This is a genomic window from Schaedlerella sp. (genome assembly GCF_056796775.1).
On the sequence record NZ_JBQIKP010000001.1, the window covers coordinates 38,970 to 55,292 of the forward strand.

Annotated in this window: 13 protein-coding genes; all 13 read right to left on the minus strand. The window is 53.2% G+C overall.

The window, feature by feature from the left end:
- Positions 1-13: 13 nt before the first annotated feature.
- The 13 genes from ACTOY7_RS00190 to ACTOY7_RS00250 all read right to left on the minus strand — a co-directional run bounded on the left by ACTOY7_RS00190 (position 14) and on the right by ACTOY7_RS00250 (position 16,239).
- Complete coding sequence (locus tag ACTOY7_RS00190) at positions 14-298, minus strand: YabP/YqfC family sporulation protein (RefSeq protein ID WP_300824733.1); 285 nt, start codon at positions 296-298, stop codon at positions 14-16.
- Positions 299-454: 156 nt separating this feature from the next.
- Complete coding sequence (locus ACTOY7_RS00195; RefSeq protein ID WP_160281084.1) at positions 455-2,044, minus strand: flotillin family protein; 1,590 nt, start codon at positions 2,042-2,044, stop codon at positions 455-457.
- Positions 2,045-2,338: 294 nt separating this feature from the next.
- Positions 2,339-2,929, minus strand: coding sequence for an HAD family hydrolase (locus ACTOY7_RS00200; protein WP_160281083.1), 591 nt, complete (start codon positions 2,927-2,929; stop codon positions 2,339-2,341).
- On the minus strand, positions 2,926-3,804 hold the full coding sequence (locus ACTOY7_RS00205; RefSeq protein ID WP_482670478.1) for a DegV family protein: 879 nt from the start codon (positions 3,802-3,804) through the stop codon (positions 2,926-2,928). The genes ACTOY7_RS00200 and ACTOY7_RS00205 overlap by 4 nt, the downstream gene beginning before the upstream one ends.
- Positions 3,805-4,014: 210 nt before the next feature.
- Positions 4,015-4,494 (minus strand): 23S rRNA (pseudouridine(1915)-N(3))-methyltransferase RlmH, encoded by a 480-nt coding sequence (gene rlmH / locus ACTOY7_RS00210; RefSeq protein ID WP_160281081.1) that lies wholly within the window; start codon positions 4,492-4,494, stop codon positions 4,015-4,017.
- A 142-nt stretch (positions 4,495-4,636) separates the two neighbouring features.
- Positions 4,637-6,025, minus strand: coding sequence for an NADPH-dependent glutamate synthase (gene gltA / locus ACTOY7_RS00215; RefSeq protein ID WP_160281080.1), 1,389 nt, complete (start codon positions 6,023-6,025; stop codon positions 4,637-4,639).
- Positions 6,025-6,915: a sulfide/dihydroorotate dehydrogenase-like FAD/NAD-binding protein gene (locus ACTOY7_RS00220; RefSeq protein ID WP_160281079.1), complete on the minus strand. Its 891-nt coding sequence runs from the start codon at positions 6,913-6,915 to the stop codon at positions 6,025-6,027. Before ACTOY7_RS00220 ends, gltA begins: the two co-directional genes overlap by 1 nt.
- Positions 6,916-7,126: 211 nt before the next feature.
- The gene (locus ACTOY7_RS00225; RefSeq protein ID WP_300884012.1) at positions 7,127-8,308 is read right to left on the minus strand and encodes an iron-containing alcohol dehydrogenase; all 1,182 of its coding nucleotides are present in this window, start codon (positions 8,306-8,308) and stop codon (positions 7,127-7,129) included.
- Between the two features lie 132 nt (positions 8,309-8,440).
- Positions 8,441-10,216 carry a chitobiase/beta-hexosaminidase C-terminal domain-containing protein gene (locus ACTOY7_RS00230; protein WP_160283054.1) on the minus strand — a complete coding sequence of 592 codons (1,776 nt, stop codon included), beginning with the start codon at positions 10,214-10,216 and terminating at the stop codon, positions 8,441-8,443.
- Positions 10,217-10,235: 19 nt separating this feature from the next.
- Entirely contained in the window at positions 10,236-11,072 is an 837-nt protein-coding gene (folD, locus tag ACTOY7_RS00235; protein ID WP_160283055.1) for a bifunctional methylenetetrahydrofolate dehydrogenase/methenyltetrahydrofolate cyclohydrolase FolD, read from the minus strand.
- Between the two features lie 14 nt (positions 11,073-11,086).
- The gene (locus ACTOY7_RS00240; RefSeq protein WP_482670479.1) at positions 11,087-12,757 is read right to left on the minus strand and encodes a formate--tetrahydrofolate ligase; all 1,671 of its coding nucleotides are present in this window, start codon (positions 12,755-12,757) and stop codon (positions 11,087-11,089) included.
- A 116-nt stretch (positions 12,758-12,873) separates the two neighbouring features.
- Entirely contained in the window at positions 12,874-15,429 is a 2,556-nt protein-coding gene (locus ACTOY7_RS00245) for an FtsK/SpoIIIE family DNA translocase (RefSeq protein ID WP_160283057.1), read from the minus strand.
- Positions 15,430-15,546: 117 nt separating this feature from the next.
- On the minus strand, positions 15,547-16,239 hold the full coding sequence (locus ACTOY7_RS00250; protein WP_160283058.1) for a ClpP family protease: 693 nt from the start codon (positions 16,237-16,239) through the stop codon (positions 15,547-15,549).
- Positions 16,240-16,323 lie beyond the last annotated feature (84 nt).

Here is a 16,323-nt window from a genome sequence, read left to right on the forward strand (position 1 = left end):
GGTTACCTCTCTTTCATTTGCAGAATTCCAGGGAGCATATGGTTCCTGTGATCTTCATTTCGTCGTTGGTATAATATTCGATCTGCAGATGCTTCCCATGCAGGCGGATCTGTTTTCCCTTAGCCTGTACCCGGATCAGGCATTCGGTGTATTCGATAATCCCGCGGTAGTTCTCGATGCACACCTCGGAGTCGCCGAGAAGTGTGACCACGGCCGCACCCAGCACCACATCCTTCGGCATGCCGGCAGCGGATACCAGACGGCTTTTGAGCCCTTCGTTTTCACGTTCATGATCCATAAAAAAAACAGCCACACATACACCTTTTATCAAGAGTATATGTGCGGCTGTTCTATCCTATACCTGAGAACCGCGAACAAATTCTCCGGGCCTTTTCCTTGTCTGTTTTACCAAAGCAGGTAAAAAGAGCTGAATCCGCGTTTTAAACGCGAAACCTTATTTTTCCGCTTCGCCGGTATCGTCCGCCAGCTTTGCGCCTAAGAATCCGGATAATACGGACTGTACGTCAACGCCTGTGGATTCCTTCAGCCCGTCTGACACCTGGGTAAAGGTTCCCACAATATCCTTCACCAGCTTCGAGGTATTGCCGTCCCCGTACATGGTGATCTTATCCACCTTGCCGAGAGGCTCCGCAATATTTCTGGCAATCTCCGGCATAGCCTTAAAGTACATCTCCAGAATCGCGGCTTCGCCCATCTGCTTCATGGCTTCCGCCTTCTTTTCGATACCCTCCGCTTCTGCAAGCGCCTTTGCCTTGATAGCCTCGGCTTCCGCAAGACCCTTGCTGCGGATTCCTTCCGCTTCCTGTTCCATGGCATACTTCTGAGCCTCTGCGGTGGCTTTCAATGCTTCCGCTTCCTTCTCCCGCTCAAACTTATCTGCTTCTGCGTTTTTCTGCCGTTCAAAGAGCTGGGCCTCAGAATTGCGCTGTACCTCGTAGAGCTTGGCATCGGATTCCTGCTGCTTCGCGTAGCGCTCCGCCTCTGCCTGCTTCTTCACGGTGGCTTCCAGATTGCGCTCTGTCAGCTCCACTTCCTTCTCCTGCAGGGCGATGGCTTTTTCCTGGCGTGCCAGATTCGCGTCCGCAGTGGCGATCTCCACGGTCTTACGTTCGGTTTCCTTCTGGATCTGGTATGCGGAATCGGCGATGGCCTTCTTGGTGTCCGCATCCTTCTGAAGCTCTGCCTTGCGGATCTCCAGGTCGTTTTCCTTCTGGGCGATCAGAGTCGCGGCGCTGATCTCCGCTTCCTTTGCCTCTTGGTTGGCCTGTGCCTGTACGACCGCCTTTTCCTTCTGGGCCCTTGCCCGGGCATTGGCAATCTCCAGCTCGGAGGTCACCTGGGCGTCGTTGGCTTCCTTCTTCGCCTTGGCCTGAGCCTTGGCGATCTCCTTCTCACTGTCCGCCCTGGAAATGGCCGCGTTCTTCTGGATCTTCACGATGTTGTCTACACCCAGATTTTCAATCACGCCGTTGCCGTCCACGAAGTTCTGTACGTTGAAGCTGACAATGTCCAGCCCCATGGCCGCAAGGTCCGGCTCCGCGTTCTCCTTCACCAGTGTGGCGAACTTCTGGCGGTCCGATACCATCTCTTCCAGGTTCATCTTTCCTACGATTTCGCGCATATTGCCCTCCAGCACTTCCCTGGATACCTGGGCGATATAATCAGTGGGACGGTTTAAAAAGTTCTGCGCCGCCAGGGAAAGGCGCTCGGGCTGGTCGCTGATCTTCACGTTCACCGCCGCGTCCACCCGGATATTGATATAATCCGCGGTGGGTACCGCGCTGGAGGTCTTGACATCAATGGGGATCAGCTGCAGGTTCAGCTCATCCTTCTTCTCCAGAAACGGAATCTTGATGCCTGCTTTTCCGATCAGCACCTTCGGCTGCTTTCTCAAACCGGAAATGATGTAAGCCGTATCCGGGGATGCCTTCACATATCCGGATGCCAGGATGATGAGAAGGATCAGCAGAATCAGAACCACCGGAACGACTTTCAGTACAACATCGAATACCATACTATTCATATTCTTTTTCTCCTTTGTCATTCTATTAAGAATCCTCCGAAACGATTCGCGGACGATTCCTTTTCTTCACATCCTATTTTATCACTTTCCGTCATCCGGCGCAATATTTTCTGACTATTCCAACATTAAAATGTATTCTTTTGTTACATGTCACACACTGACCAATCACTACGCTGATTGGTCAGGAGGATGCACATAAAAGCTGGGATTCAGGCCGTCCATTGCCGTAGGCAATTTTAAATGACGGCCTGAGTTACAGGGCACGCCTGGTCAAGGTGTGACCTGTAACTTCTTTTATTCCAAACTCTTTCGGATCTTCTCGAAGTCTCCGTGAAAAATCGCCCCGCGGATCCCGGCTTTTTGGGCGCCAGCCACATTTTCGGGCATATCATCGATAAAGAAGCTCTCCTCCGGCGTCAGCTGATATTTGTCCAGAAGATACTGATAAATGCGGACATCCGGCTTGATCATATGGATGTCGCAGGATACCACGATCCCATCAAAATAATCCAGCGGCGCAAATCTCTGGAAATACTGATAAAAGGAGCTGCTGGCATTGGACAGCACAAAGAGGCGGTAGCCCTGCTCCTTTGCGTACCCACAGAATTCCTTCGCCCCGGCAACCGGCCGCATGCACATGTGCCACTGCTCTGTGCATGCTTTCAGCTCTCCATGGAGCCTCTCGGGAACTCTTCGGCTCACACCGTCAAAACGTTCTTCATCCGTAATATGCCCCAGATCCCCTTCCACCCACTCTGGGCCTTCGAAAAGCTCCCGGCGGATCAGTGCCCGGTCTTCCTCCTGCTCTACAAAATGGTGCAGACAGACGCCCGGATCATACTGCAGCAAAACATTTCCCATATCAAATATGATATTTTTTATCATGATGTTTTCTCCTTGCCGAACAGAATCACCGCAACCATTCCCGGGCCGGTATGGGCGCCGATGATTGGCGACAGCATGGTGCGGCGTATCGTCACGCCTGGCTCCGCCTCTTTTATTTTTTCGGCAAGCCCTTGCGCAAGCTCCGGCGCGTCCGAATCGCAGATGTAGATCCTGGTATCCGTCTCCGGATCATAATTTTCTTTGAACGACGCAAACAGAGAAGACATGGCCGCTTTGTTCCCGCGTTTCTTATCCACGTTCACAAGCTTTCCCTCTTCATTGACGATTAGCATGGGCTTGATATTCAGCGCAGAGCCCACAATGGCGGTTGCCGCGCTGACGCGTCCGCCCCGCTTCAGATACATCAGATCCTGTACCATAAAGTAATGGCGCAGTCTGGGGATCACGGCCCGAACGGATTCCAGATTTTCCTGGATGGACATGCCGTCCTTTCGGTTTTCGATGGCCTTTTCCACCAAAAGGCCGATCCCACCTGTCGCTGCCAGCGTATCCACCGGGATCACCTCCGCCTCCGGATAATCCTCCTTCAAAGTCTCCGCGGCGAGCACGGCGCTTTGATAGGTAGAGGAAAGCCCGCCTGACAGGCAGAAATACAGAATGGACTTCCCAAGCTCCAGGAATTGCTTGAAATATTCCTCATACATATACGGGGAAATCTGGGATGTCTTGGTCAGGTCGCCTCCGCGCTGTCCGTCATAAAATGTTTTCAGCAGTTCCTCACTCTCGCATCCTCTGGATGTACGCATCTCCTCTCCGATCGAATACTCCATAGGCACAAATTGAATTTCGTTTTCCAGGGCCGCTTCCCGGATGATATCGCCGGAAGCATCCATACATATGATATAGTCGTTCATCTTAACCTCCAAATGTGTTATGATCTGCTCCAAAAAGCCGCAGGCAGGCCCGCCCGCATGCTGCTATTTTAGAGAAATCTGCTTTTGCTTTGTAACTTACGGAACAATTATATCATCCTCAGGAATGTTACACAATCTTTTTTCTGTTGAAATAATACATCTGAAAAGCCATATCCAAAGGAATAACACGTTCTTTTGGATATGGCTTTTTTATTTGTGGTAGGGAGCCCCATGGATGATCCGGAAGCTCCGGTAGATCTGTTCCAGCAGGATCACCCGCATCAGCTGATGGGGAAAGGTCATTTTCGAAAAACTGAGGGCAAAGTCTGACCTGCCAAGGACTTCCTTTCCCAATCCGATGGAGCCTCCGATGATAAAGATCAGATGCCCTCTCCCCTGCACCCCAAGCTGCTCGATCCTGGCAGCCAGCTCCTCGGAGGAAAGTTGCTTCCCGCTGATCTCCAGTGTCATGATATAGGCGTCTTCTTTGATGTATTTCAGGATACGCTCCGCCTCTCTGGAGAGGATCAGCTGCTCCTGCCCCTCGCCGGCATGGTCCGGGGTCTTCTCATCCGCAACCTCTATGATCTCCAGCTTGCAATAGCCGCCCAGACGTTTGCTGTATTCCCCGATTGCGTCCCTGAGATATTTTTCCTTTATTTTACCTACAGTGATCAATGTGATCTTCATTTCATCCAGTCTCTTTCCAGTCAGATCTCCACACCGCAAAATGCTGTGCTCTGACCGCTGAATCTATCGTTTTCTTCATATTCTGCCAGAACTGCACGATCAGACCTGTCCTACCAGAGAACAGGTCTGATCGTATCTGCAATTATTTATTTTTTAAATATTCATCAATTCCATGCGCGCCCGCTTTTCCAGCACCCATGGCAAGAATGACCGTCGCCGCGCCTGTCACCGCGTCGCCGCCGGCATAAACCCCTTCCTTGGAGGTCTTGCCGAACTCTTCGTCCGCAACGATACATTTCCATCGGTTGGTCTCCAGCCCCTTTGTGGTGGAGGAGATCAGCGGATTCGGAGAAGTCCCCAGTGACATGATCACGGTATCCACTTCAATCTCATACTCAGATCCCGGAACCTCCACCGGACGTCTTCTTCCGGACGCGTCCGGCTCGCCGAGCTCCATCTTGATGACCTTCATGCCCTTTACATTCCCCTTGTCATCGACAAAGATTTCCTTCGGATTGGTGAGCAAGTCGAAGATCACACCCTCTTCCTTCGCATGATGAACCTCTTCCACTCTGGCCGGAAGCTCCGCCTCGCTTCTCCTGTACACGATATGTACCTCTGCTCCGAGACGCAGCGCCGTTCTTGCGGCGTCCATGGCCACGTTTCCGCCGCCAACGACCGCCACCTTCTTACCGCCAACGATGGGGGTATCATAGGACTCGTCAAAGGCTTTCATCAGGTTGCTCCTGGTCAGGTATTCATTGGCGGAGAATACGCCGTTGGCATTTTCCCCCGGAATGCCCATGAACATCGGGAGTCCCGCGCCTGAACCGATAAATACGGCCTCAAAGCCTTCTTCCTCGATAAGCTGGTCAATGGTGGTAGACTTTCCGATGACCACATTGGTCTCAAACTTCACACCCAGCTCTTTTACCTTCTCGATCTCCTTTGCAACCACCTTCTGCTTCGGAAGACGGAACTCCGGAATCCCATATACCAGCACGCCGCCCAGCTCGTGAAGCGCCTCGAATACCGTCACCTCGTAGCCCATCTTTGCCAGGTCACCGGCGCAGGTCAGGCCGGACGGGCCGGAGCCGATGACCGCAACCTTATGTCCGTTGGTGCTTTCCGCTCCTACCGGTTTGATGTCATGCTCCAGGGCATAATCCGCGACAAACCGCTCCAGCTTGCCGATGGATACCGGCTCGCCCTTGATCCCCCGGATACATTTTCCCTCGCACTGGGATTCCTGGGGACAGACACGTCCGCAGATTGCCGGCAACGCGGATGCTTTTCCGATCACCTTATAGGCCTCTTCGATATTGCCTTCCTTGACTTCCTTGATAAATCCCGGAATATCAATGGCCACCGGACATCCGCTGACGCACTTCGCGTTCTTGCAGTTGATGCAGCGGGAAGCTTCTTCCATGGCCTCCTCCTGATTGTAGCCCAGACAAACCTCTTCAAAATTCGTAGCGCGTACCTTGGGTTCCTGTTCTCTGACAGGCACTTTCTTTAATACATCTGCCATTAGTTGTCACCTCCGCAATTTCCACATCCGCCGTGGTGTGTATCCCCTTCCGTGAGCTTAAGCATTGCACGGCCTTCTTCTGTCTTATACATCTGGCTTCTCTTCATTGCCTGGTCAAAATCTACAAGATGTCCGTCAAATTCCGGTCCGTCCACACATGCAAACTTGATCTCGTCTCCCACCTGCAGACGGCATGCCCCGCACATACCGGTTCCGTCTACCATGATCGGGTTCATGCTGACGATGGTCGGCAGCTCCAGCTTTTTCGTCAGCATGCAGACAAACTTCATCATGATCATCGGTCCGATGGCTACGCACACATCGTACTGCTTGCCTTCCTTCGTGACAAGATCCTCAATCACGGTCGTAACCATACCGGAACGGCCGTAGGAGCCGTCATCTGTGGTCACATAGAGATTGCCCGCCACTGCTTCCAGCTCTTTCTCCAGGATGACCATATCCTTTGTCTTCGCGCCCAGGATCACATCTGCGTCAATCCCGTGCTCATGGAGCCATTTCACCTGTGGATAAACAGGCGCGGCTCCCACACCGCCTGCCACAAAGAGCATTTTTTTCTTTTTCAGCTCTTCCATATCTTCATTTACAAATTCGGACGCACATCCGAGAGGCCCTACGAAGTCACGGAACGCATCTCCCTCTTTCAGGTCTGCCATCTTCGTCGTGGAAGCCCCTACCTCCTGAAATACAATGGTAATGGTTCCTGCTTCCCGGTCATAATCACAGATCGTAAGCGGAATCCTCTCCCCTTTGTCATCCATTTTCACGATCACAAACTGTCCCGGCTGACAATGCTTCGCAACGCGCGGCGCAAGCACGTCCATGAGTATAATCTTATCAGCCAGTTTTTCTGCTTTTAAAATCTTGTACATGTTCTTCCTCCTGTATAGACTCATCTTCTGCATAACATATCATACGATATCAACAGCCCGTTTACAAGTATTCTTTTCACAAATTTAATTGAAGTGAATACATTTGGTTACTGTACACTCCCTGTCAGGGTGTGTACAGTAACATACATTTCTGCATACGATGGTGTCAAAACGGGGGCAGGCACCAAGGATCGTGCCTGCCCCGCGGTTTTTAAAAATCAACCTCTGTTCCGTAATATGTACATGTGAATAATTTTTCCATTGCTGCCGGGTCGATGGAGCGCGGATTGGATCCGGTACATGCATCGCCTACTGCCAGCTCCGCGATCTTGGCTACCTTCTCCTTAAACTCGTCCTCATTGATGCCGAAGTCCTTCAATGTTTTGGGGATATTCAGCTCAACGTTGAATGCGTCGATCTTTTCGCACAGGCTGTTAATCAGAGCCTTCTCCGATGCTCCCGGCAGACCCATTCTGCGCGCGATGTCCGCATAGCGGCTTGCCGCGACGGAATCCTTTGCGTTATATTTGATCACATAAGGCAGATAGATCGCGTTTGCGCAGCCGTGCGGGATATGTCCTGTGGAGAATGCCGCGCCGGTCTTGTGCGCCATGGAGTGAACGATTCCAAGCAAAGCGTTGGAAAATGCCATTCCCGCAAGGCACTGTGCGTAGTGCATCTGTTCCCTGGCATCCATATCGCAGTGATAGGAAGCCGGAAGGTAATCCAGAACCATCTCGATTGCCTGGAGCGCCAGAGGATCCGTAAACGGTCCGTTCAATGTGGACACATATGCTTCGATGGCATGCGTCAGAGCATCCATACCGGTGTAAGCAACCTGCTTTACCGGGAGTCCGGTTACCAGATCCGGATCTACGATCGCTACATCCGGAGTAATGTTAAAGTCCGCCAGGGGATACTTCACGCCCGTGCTGTAATCCGTGATCACGGAAAACGCGGTCACTTCCGTCGCGGTTCCTGATGTGGACGGGATCGCGCAGAATTTTGCTTTCTGTCTCAATTCCGGGAAATTAAACGGAATACAGAGATCCTCAAAGGTCACATCCGGGTACTCATAGAATGCCCACATTGCCTTTGCGGCATCAATCGGAGAACCGCCGCCCATGGATACGATCCAGTCAGGCTCAAACGCGCGCATCGCCTCCGCGCCCTTCATAACGGTCTCAACGGACGGATCCGGCTCAACGCCCTCGAACAGCTCCACTTCCATGCCTGCTTCCTTCAGATAATCCACTGCCTTATCCAGAAATCCCTGGCGCTTCATGGAACCGCCGCCGACAACGAGGATAGCCTTTTTCCCTTTCAGGTTCTTCAGTTCTTCCAGACATCCTTTTCCGTGGTAAACGTCTCTTGGTAATGTAAATCTGCTCATGTTACACATCTCCTTATGTATGATCTATGTGTTATTATTTAAACAGCTTTTATTATAGCACTGTGAAACTTTTAACACAAGCATATTTACTAAAAATTTCAAAAAAGATTTATAAAAAATATACGAAATATCCTACTCAAACTGCAGGGTATAATTCCGTTTTGTGACCGGAGTCATCTTTCCGGTATCACTGATCAGCACAGCCGAGAAGATCAGGCTGCCACCTCCTTCCGTTACGTCGATCGGCCCGCCGTATATCTGAGACGCGGCCGACGGCGTAGTGCCGTCTACGGTATAATACGCAGTATAGCCTTCCGGCACCTGAATGGTAATCTGGAAGGGCGCGCTGTATTTTCCGGTGGAGGGCGTCACCGCAGGCGCTCCTTCGCCCTGCAGCTCGACCGTATAGGTCCTGGTGGAAACAAGGCTTGGGATCCCCTTTTTATTGATGCAGACCGCCTTTAAGACTGTAGTCCCCTCGCTGAGCAGAATGGGTTCGGTATACTCGGTGCTGGATTCGTCAGGGGTACTTCCGTCCTCCGTAAAATAGATCGTTCCCTCTCCCGTTAGAGAAGTCTCCTGCACTTCCTGGTAGCTTCCCTCATCCAGGCTGAATACAGGCGCCTCCGACACATAATCCGACACTCTGGACAATACGGCAGAATCACACCCCTCCAGCAGCGGGGAGATCTTTTCCGGCTGCTCAGACTCGATATAGAACCGGATCGCCGCCTCATACAAATCTCCGTTTTCCGGCTGAGAATCAATTGCCGCAATGAAAACTCCCTCCGCTTTTTCCAGATTTTTCTGCTGGATATACACCTTTGCCAGCCCGGCATAGGCATCTGGCTTTTTCACATCCTTTTTCAAGGCACGTTCAAAATAAGTCTCCGCGGCAGAATAGTCCCCGGTCTGGAGCGCTTTCTGTCCCTTCCCTACTGCGCCTGCATAGGAATTCTGGTACAGAAGAAAGCCCACTGCCGCACAGAGGATGAGGATCACGCAAAAGACAGTGACCATCTTCTGGAAACGCTTTTTCGCGGAACGCTTTTTTCGCTCTCTCTGCAGGCGTCTCCGCTCCTGGGAATCCCGGATCTCACCTGTTCCCTGTCTCCTGCCCTCCGGATCCTGCCGCAGGTTTCCCGTATACTGGGACCCGGAGTTTTCCCGCCGGATATTGCCGGTACCGCGGCGGGCCTCCGAAGCCCCCCGGTCATACCCTGTCTCCCGCGGAGGATTCCCGGTATCCCTTCTGGAAAAGCCTGACTCCCGTACAGCACCTCCGGGATCTCTCCCTGCATAGCCGGTTTCCCATCCGCTGTTCCCGGAATCTCTTCGGACATAGCCGGATTCCCGCGCGGAATTCCCCGTATTTCTTCCGATATAACCGTTTTCCCGTACGGAATTTCCGGGAGTCCTTCCGGTATAGCCGGTCTCCCGCGCGGAGCCTCTGGCAGTCCCTCTGTTCGCATAGCCGGAATCCCGCCGGACATAATCGCCTTCCCACGGATTACTCCTTCTGGTATAACCGGTTTCCGGATTCCCCGGAGCATATCCGGTGCCCCGAACAGACGTTGTGCCGCCTCCACGGGAGGACGACGGCGTCCTGGTATACTGGGAACGGATTCGGCTCATCTCACCCTGACTGAGCACCCGCGTGGAACTTCTGTACTCCCCCTGGTTCAGTACGCGGGTGGCATAGTCATTTTCACGTTCCTCACGGCTCCGGTAGCGTCTCAGGTCCTGAGAATCAATGGGACGAGTCGCATATTCCACAGAACCCTTGACCTCCCGCGCAAGCACATCCTGCAGCGGATCATAGTCAGGAACGATCTGCACTTCCATATGGCAGGACGGACAGATCAGCTGGCCCTCCGGAATCTCGGCGCCACAATTTCTACATCTCATATTGTGCTCCCCCTTATTTCTACCTCACTGTCTGCACACAATTATTCATCAGCATGGCGATCGTCATCGGTCCTACTCCTCCCGGAACCGGTGTGATCGCAGATGTCTTTTCACATATCTGGTCAAATGCCACATCGCCGCAGAGCTTGTTATGTTCATCCCGATGCATCCCCACATCAATCACAACAGCCCCGTCTTTTACATATTCTGCCCCGATAAACTGCCGTTTTCCCATGGCAACGATCAGGATATCCGCCCGTTTTGTAATCTCCCTCAGATCCTTTGTATGGGAATGGGCAACCGTCACCGTGGCATGCTCCCGCAGAAGCAGCGCCGCCATCGGCTTGCCTACGATATTGCTCCTTCCCACGATCACGCATTCCTTCCCGTCTATGGAAATCCCTGAGCGTTTTAAGAGCTGGATGATCCCGGCCGGCGTACAGGAAAGGAACCCCGGCTCCCCGATCCAGAGTCTCCCTACACTGACCGGATGGAACCCATCCACATCCTTATCCGGTGAAATAGCCCGGATCACCTTATCCTCATCAATGTGGGCCGGGAGAGGAAGCTGCACCAGGATCCCGTTTACATGTCCGGCCTGATTCAGCTTTTCCACCAGCGCAAGCAGTTCCTCTTCCTCCACGGTCTCCGGAAGCTCATAGGCCTCCGAGCGGATCCCGATATAGGCACAGGCTTTCTTTTTATTGTTCACATACACGCAGGACGCGGGATCCTGCCCTACCTGCACCACTGCAAGGCAGATCTCCTTTCCCTGCCTTTTAAGTGCTTCCACTTCTGCTTTTAATTCTTCTTTAATCTCATTGGAAATCTTCTTTCCGTCTATCAACTGTGCCATATCTTACTTCTCCTTTAAAACAGTCCGGTGATCTTTCCGTCATCAGATACGTCAATGCTGTTTGCCGCGGGAACCTTCGGAAGCCCCGGCATAATCATGATCGCTCCGGTCAGGGCCACAACAAAGCCCGCGCCTGCACTGACATAGACTTCCCGGATATGGATATCAAAGTTCTCCGGCCGCCCCAGCTTCGACGCGTCGTCGGAAAGGGAATACTGGTTCTTCGCCATGCAGATCGGGAACTCTCCGAAGCCCAGCGCTTCGATCCTGGCAAGCTGCTTTTCGGCTGCCGGCTCATAGATCACCTTTCCCGCGCCGTAAATCTCCCGGGAAATGGTCTCGATCTTTTCTTTCAGGGAAAGGCTGTCCTCATACAGCGTATGGAAGCGGCTCTCCTTTGTCTCCAGTGTTTCCAGCACCTTTTCCGCCAGGGCGATGCCGCCCTCTCCGCCTTTTTCCCATACCTCCGAAAGGGCAAATTCACAGCCCTTCTCCTCACAGAACCGGCGGATGTATTCATTTTCCGCATCCGTGTCCGTGACAAAGGAATTGAGAGTCACGACTACCGGAACTCCGTATTTCTGTATATTTTCGATATGCTTTTCCAGATTCACAATGCCCTTTTCCAAAGCATCCAGATTTTCCCTGGACAGCTCTGACTTGGGTACTCCGCCGTTATACTTCAAAGCGCGTACGGTTGCCACCAGGACCACCGCATCCGGCTTCAGTCCGGCCTTTCTGCACTTGATATCCAGGAACTTTTCCGCGCCCAAATCCGCTCCGAATCCGGCCTCTGTGATCGTAATGTCGCTCATCTTCAATGCCGTCTTGGTTGCCCGGACGCTGTTGCACCCATGGGCAATATTGGCAAAAGGCCCGCCATGTACCAATGCCGGCGTATGCTCCAGCGTCTGGATCAGGTTGGGCTTAATGGCATCCTTCAAAAGTGCCGTCATAGCCCCGGTTGCATGGAGCTGATCCGCAGTCACCGGCTCTCCGGCAAAATTATATGCCACAATGATCCTGCCCAGCCTTTTTTTCAGGTCCTGCAGATCGTCCGCCAGGCAGAGGACCGCCATGATCTCGGAAGCCACGGTGATGACAAAGTGATCCTCCCGGACCATCCCGTCCATTTTATTGCCCAGTCCTACGACAAGATTGCGGAGTACCCGGTCATTCATATCCAGGCATCGCTTCCACACCACCTGTCTGGGGTCGATCCCAAGCTCGTTCCCCTGCTGGATGTGGTTGTCCAGCATGGCTGCCAGCAGGTTATTGGCAGAGGTAATGGCATGGAAATCCCCGGTGAAATGCAGGTTCAGATCCTCCATCGGCACAACCTGCGCATAACCGCCGCCTGCCGCTCCGCCCTTGATCCCGAAGCAGGGTCCAAGAGACGGCTCACGGAGCGCGATGACCGCGTTTTTCCCAAGCTTTGCCATGGCCTGTCCCAGTCCGATGGTAGTGGTCGTCTTGCCCTCTCCCGCGGGGGTAGGGTTGATGGCTGTCACAAGGACCAGCTTTCCGTTCTCGTTGTCCTTTATCTTCTCCCAGAAGTCATCGGAAAGCTTTGCTTTGTATTTTCCGTAAAGCTCCAGATCCTCTTTCTCGATCCCCGCTTTTTCTGCAACCTCTGTAATGGGCAGCATTTCCGCTTCCTGTGCAATCTGAATATCTGTCTTCATTCGTATCCCTCCTGTTGATCACGGTCAATCCGCAGGGCGGATCGACTGCCTGCCGCCCGTCCCGCAAAGCACGGGCGCCTGTTTATGGTTACGCTTTTTTACAAGCCGCATGGATTTTACAGCAGCTCTTCAAATTCCTCCGCCGTCATCAGGACCTTCCTCGGCTTGGTTCCCTCTTCCGGCCCTACCACGCCGGCCTCCGAAAGCTGGTCCATGATCCGCGCGGCACGGTTGAATCCGATCTTGAACATCCTCTGCAGCATTCCAATGGAAGCCTTGTCCTTATCGATGATCAGCTTTCCTGCTTCCACAAAATACTGGTCCCGGGCGTTTCCGCCCTCTCCCTCTCCGTCGGAGACCGGTATGGAATCTCCTCCGATGTCTGCATTCATATGTTCTTCCAGCTCATTGCTGTAATCGGCATTTCCATGATTCTCGATCAGGTAATCTACCACCTTCTGGACTTCCTTATCGGACACAAAGGAACCCTGCACACGCATGGGCTTGGGAACTCCTGTGGGGTAGAACAGCATATCGCCCTTGCCCAGGAGCTTTTCCGCACCGGACATATCGATGATGGTTCGGGAATCCACTCCGGAGGACACCGCAAACGCGATCCGGGACGGCATGTTGGCCTTGATCAGTCCGGTGATGACATTGACGGACGGACGCTGGGTCGCCAGGATCAGGTGGATCCCCGCCGCTCTTGCCAGCTGCGCCAGACGACAGATCGCGCCCTCCACGTCTTTGGGCGCCACCATCATCAGGTCCGCCAGCTCGTCCACGATGATAACGAGCTGGGGCATCTTCTTCGGCGCGTCCTCTTCCTCCAGATTCTCCACTTTTTCATTAAAGCCCTTCAGGTCTCTTACATTATATTTCGCAAAGAGGTCATACCTCTTCATCATCTCTGCTACGGCCCAGTTCAGCGCGCCGGCCGCCTTCTTCGGGTCGGTCACGACCGGGATCATAAGGTGCGGGATGCCGTTGTATATGCTCAGCTCCACCACCTTGGGATCCACCATGATCAGCTTCACATCCTCCGGATCCGCCTTGTAGATGATGCTCATGATCATCGTATTGATGCAGACCGATTTTCCGGAGCCTGTAGATCCGGCCACCAAAAGATGGGGCATCTTGGCGATATCCGCAACCACCGTCTTTCCGGCAATGTCCTTTCCTACCGCCACCGTGATCCTGGATTTGCTCTGCTGGAACTCGGATGACTCCAGCAGGTCACGGAGCATCACTGCCGTCGTCTCACTGTTGGGCACCTCGATCCCCACCGCGGCCTTGCCGGGGATCGGCGCTTCGATCCTCAGATCGGTGACCGCCAGGTTTAGCTTGATATCATCCGACAGGCCCACGATCTTGCTGACCTTGACACCCTGCTCCGGCTGCAGTTCATAGCGGGTCACGGAAGGACCGCAGCTTGCGTTGGTCACATGCACCTTCACGCCGAAGTTCTGCAGAGTCTGTTCCAGCTTGCGGGCCGTAGCGCGAAGCTGGGTATCCGAGTCTCCCCCGGATTTTTTCCCTTTCTTCAGCAGATTGAACGGCGGCACATGGTATTCCTTCGGCAAAGCCTCCTGCTGCATGCGGATACTCTCCTCCACTGCCGCCGCCTCGGTTTCCACGTCTGCCGCACTGTCTTTTTCATTCTTTTTCGGACTGCTCTTTTCCGGCGTCGGCCGGACCGTCTCTTTTTTCGCCGGCTTCTCTTCCGCCGGGAAGCGCTCCGGCTCTTCGGCCGCTTCTTCCCATCCGTCCTGTTCCTCCAAATCCGGCTGGGCCCGGTTGATCACAAATTCCTCCGCAGGCGCTTCAAAAACAGCTTCCCGGGACTTCTCCAGAGGCGCAGGATCCGTGGTCTTATCCTCCAGATCCAGGGATACCGCCGGATCCGGAGACATTCCGTCCACCGTCAGTTCATGGACCTCTGGCGATTTTCTGCCCTCGGACAGGGTCGTGGCAAAGGAAACACCGGATATCTTCTGCCGCCTCCGTGAAGACTTCCGAGGCCGGTCCTCCTCCCGGCGCTGCCTCTTCTCCTGCATCCGCTCCTCCCGGCGGATCACAGAAGTCTCGTGGCGCTGTCTTGCGCCCTCATACATCTTCCGGCTGCTGTTTCCCAACGGTTTAAGAAGAGATCGCTCCGTGATCAGAATAGCACAGATAACCGCCAGCACGATGAGGACCACGTAGCTGCCCACCACTCCGATGATGGGGCACAGCAACATAACCAGACAGCCTCCCAGAAGGCCGCCGGAATTTTTATGAATACTTGCCTGCTTATAATAGGTCATAAGACCCATCCCTGGCGTATAGGGATTCATGATCAGCTCCAGAAGCGCGCAGAGCACCACCAGCAGGACCAACAGAGCGGCCGCCTTTATGTAAGCATGGGCATTGCCTCTGTTGGAAACGAGAAATGCCGCTGCTCCGAACATCAGGACCGGGATCAGATAGGCCATCCAGCCAAAGATCCCGAACAGGACTGCCGAGCAGACCTCCCCTGCCAGCCCGCCGAGTCCGAAGTTACTGATCAGCATCAGGATACAGACTGCCAGCACGCAGAGGATGATGATCTCCTCCTGCAGTGCCGGGCTTCCCTGTGCTTTTTTTGCCCTTTCATTTGTTGATTTTTTCTTTTTGGTTGACTTTGCAGCCATTATACTTCCCCCTTGGTATTTTTGAACATACTATAAACTAGTATAGCATTATTTCAAAATACTGTCATCAAAAAATTTTGGAATTCTGATTTTCGGTCCTGTTTTCCGAATTTATTTTTACTCCTTTTTCCGCTTTTCGTCAATCATTTCATGGAGTTTTTTCATCGCCTGACTGATACCTCCCACTTCATCAATCAGGCCCTCCCGGACCGCGTCCTCCCCGTCTAACATGGTGCCCACGTCCTTCACAAGCTGGGTCGGATCCAGCATCAGCTCCTCCAGTCTTTTCTGGCTGATCCGGGAATGCTCCGCAATAAATCCGGTGATCCGATCCTGAGTCTTTTCCATATTCCGATAGCTCTGATAGACCCCGATGAACATACCGCTGGAACGCACCGGATGGACGATCATGGTCCCGCTTGGTACGATAAAGGAATAATCTGCCGATACCGCCAAAGGTCCGCCGATGGAATGGCTTCCGCCAAGCACCAGGGAAACCGTCGGTTTGCTCAAAGAGGCGATCATCTCCGCAATGGCAAGACCGGCTTCCACATCCCCTCCGAGTGTATTCAGAAGGATCAGGACGCCTTCCACTTCCTCGCTGTCCTCCGCCTCCGCAAGCCTGGGCAGCAGATGCTCATACTTGGTGGCCTTCGTATTGCCGGACACCGCCTCATGGCCCTCGATCTCCCCGATGATCGTCATCAGCTGGATCCGGTGTCTGTCCGGATTCTGATGCAGATCCAGCGTCCCGGTCTCCTTGATCTCCTCCCGCTCAGCTTCCTTTTTTTCCTGCGTCTCTCCCATCATTTCACAACCTTTCTCGTATATTGATCAGAGGTAGTATGTGAAAAAAGGCTTCGGATTATACAACGGACATTATTTTGTTTCTTA

Coding starts and splice junctions, on each gene's coding strand:
- ACTOY7_RS00190 (WP_300824733.1), bottom strand. CDS start 298: ATGGATCATGAACGTGAAAACGAAGGGCTCAAAAGCCGTCTGGTATCC.
- ACTOY7_RS00195 (WP_160281084.1), bottom strand. CDS start 2,044: ATGAATAGTATGGTATTCGATGTTGTACTGAAAGTCGTTCCGGTGGTT.
- ACTOY7_RS00200 (WP_160281083.1), bottom strand. CDS start 2,929: ATGATAAAAAATATCATATTTGATATGGGAAATGTTTTGCTGCAGTAT.
- ACTOY7_RS00205 (WP_482670478.1), bottom strand. CDS start 3,804: ATGAACGACTATATCATATGTATGGATGCTTCCGGCGATATCATCCGG.
- rlmH (WP_160281081.1), bottom strand. CDS start 4,494: ATGAAGATCACATTGATCACTGTAGGTAAAATAAAGGAAAAATATCTC.
- gltA (WP_160281080.1), bottom strand. CDS start 6,025: ATGGCAGATGTATTAAAGAAAGTGCCTGTCAGAGAACAGGAACCCAAG.
- ACTOY7_RS00220 (WP_160281079.1), bottom strand. CDS start 6,915: ATGTACAAGATTTTAAAAGCAGAAAAACTGGCTGATAAGATTATACTC.
- ACTOY7_RS00225 (WP_300884012.1), bottom strand. CDS start 8,308: ATGAGCAGATTTACATTACCAAGAGACGTTTACCACGGAAAAGGATGT.
- ACTOY7_RS00230 (WP_160283054.1), bottom strand. CDS start 10,216: ATGAGATGTAGAAATTGTGGCGCCGAGATTCCGGAGGGCCAGCTGATC.
- folD (WP_160283055.1), bottom strand. CDS start 11,072: ATGGCACAGTTGATAGACGGAAAGAAGATTTCCAATGAGATTAAAGAA.
- ACTOY7_RS00240 (WP_482670479.1), bottom strand. CDS start 12,757: ATGAAGACAGATATTCAGATTGCACAGGAAGCGGAAATGCTGCCCATT.
- ACTOY7_RS00245 (WP_160283057.1), bottom strand. CDS start 15,429: ATGGCTGCAAAGTCAACCAAAAAGAAAAAATCAACAAATGAAAGGGCA.
- ACTOY7_RS00250 (WP_160283058.1), bottom strand. CDS start 16,239: ATGATGGGAGAGACGCAGGAAAAAAAGGAAGCTGAGCGGGAGGAGATC.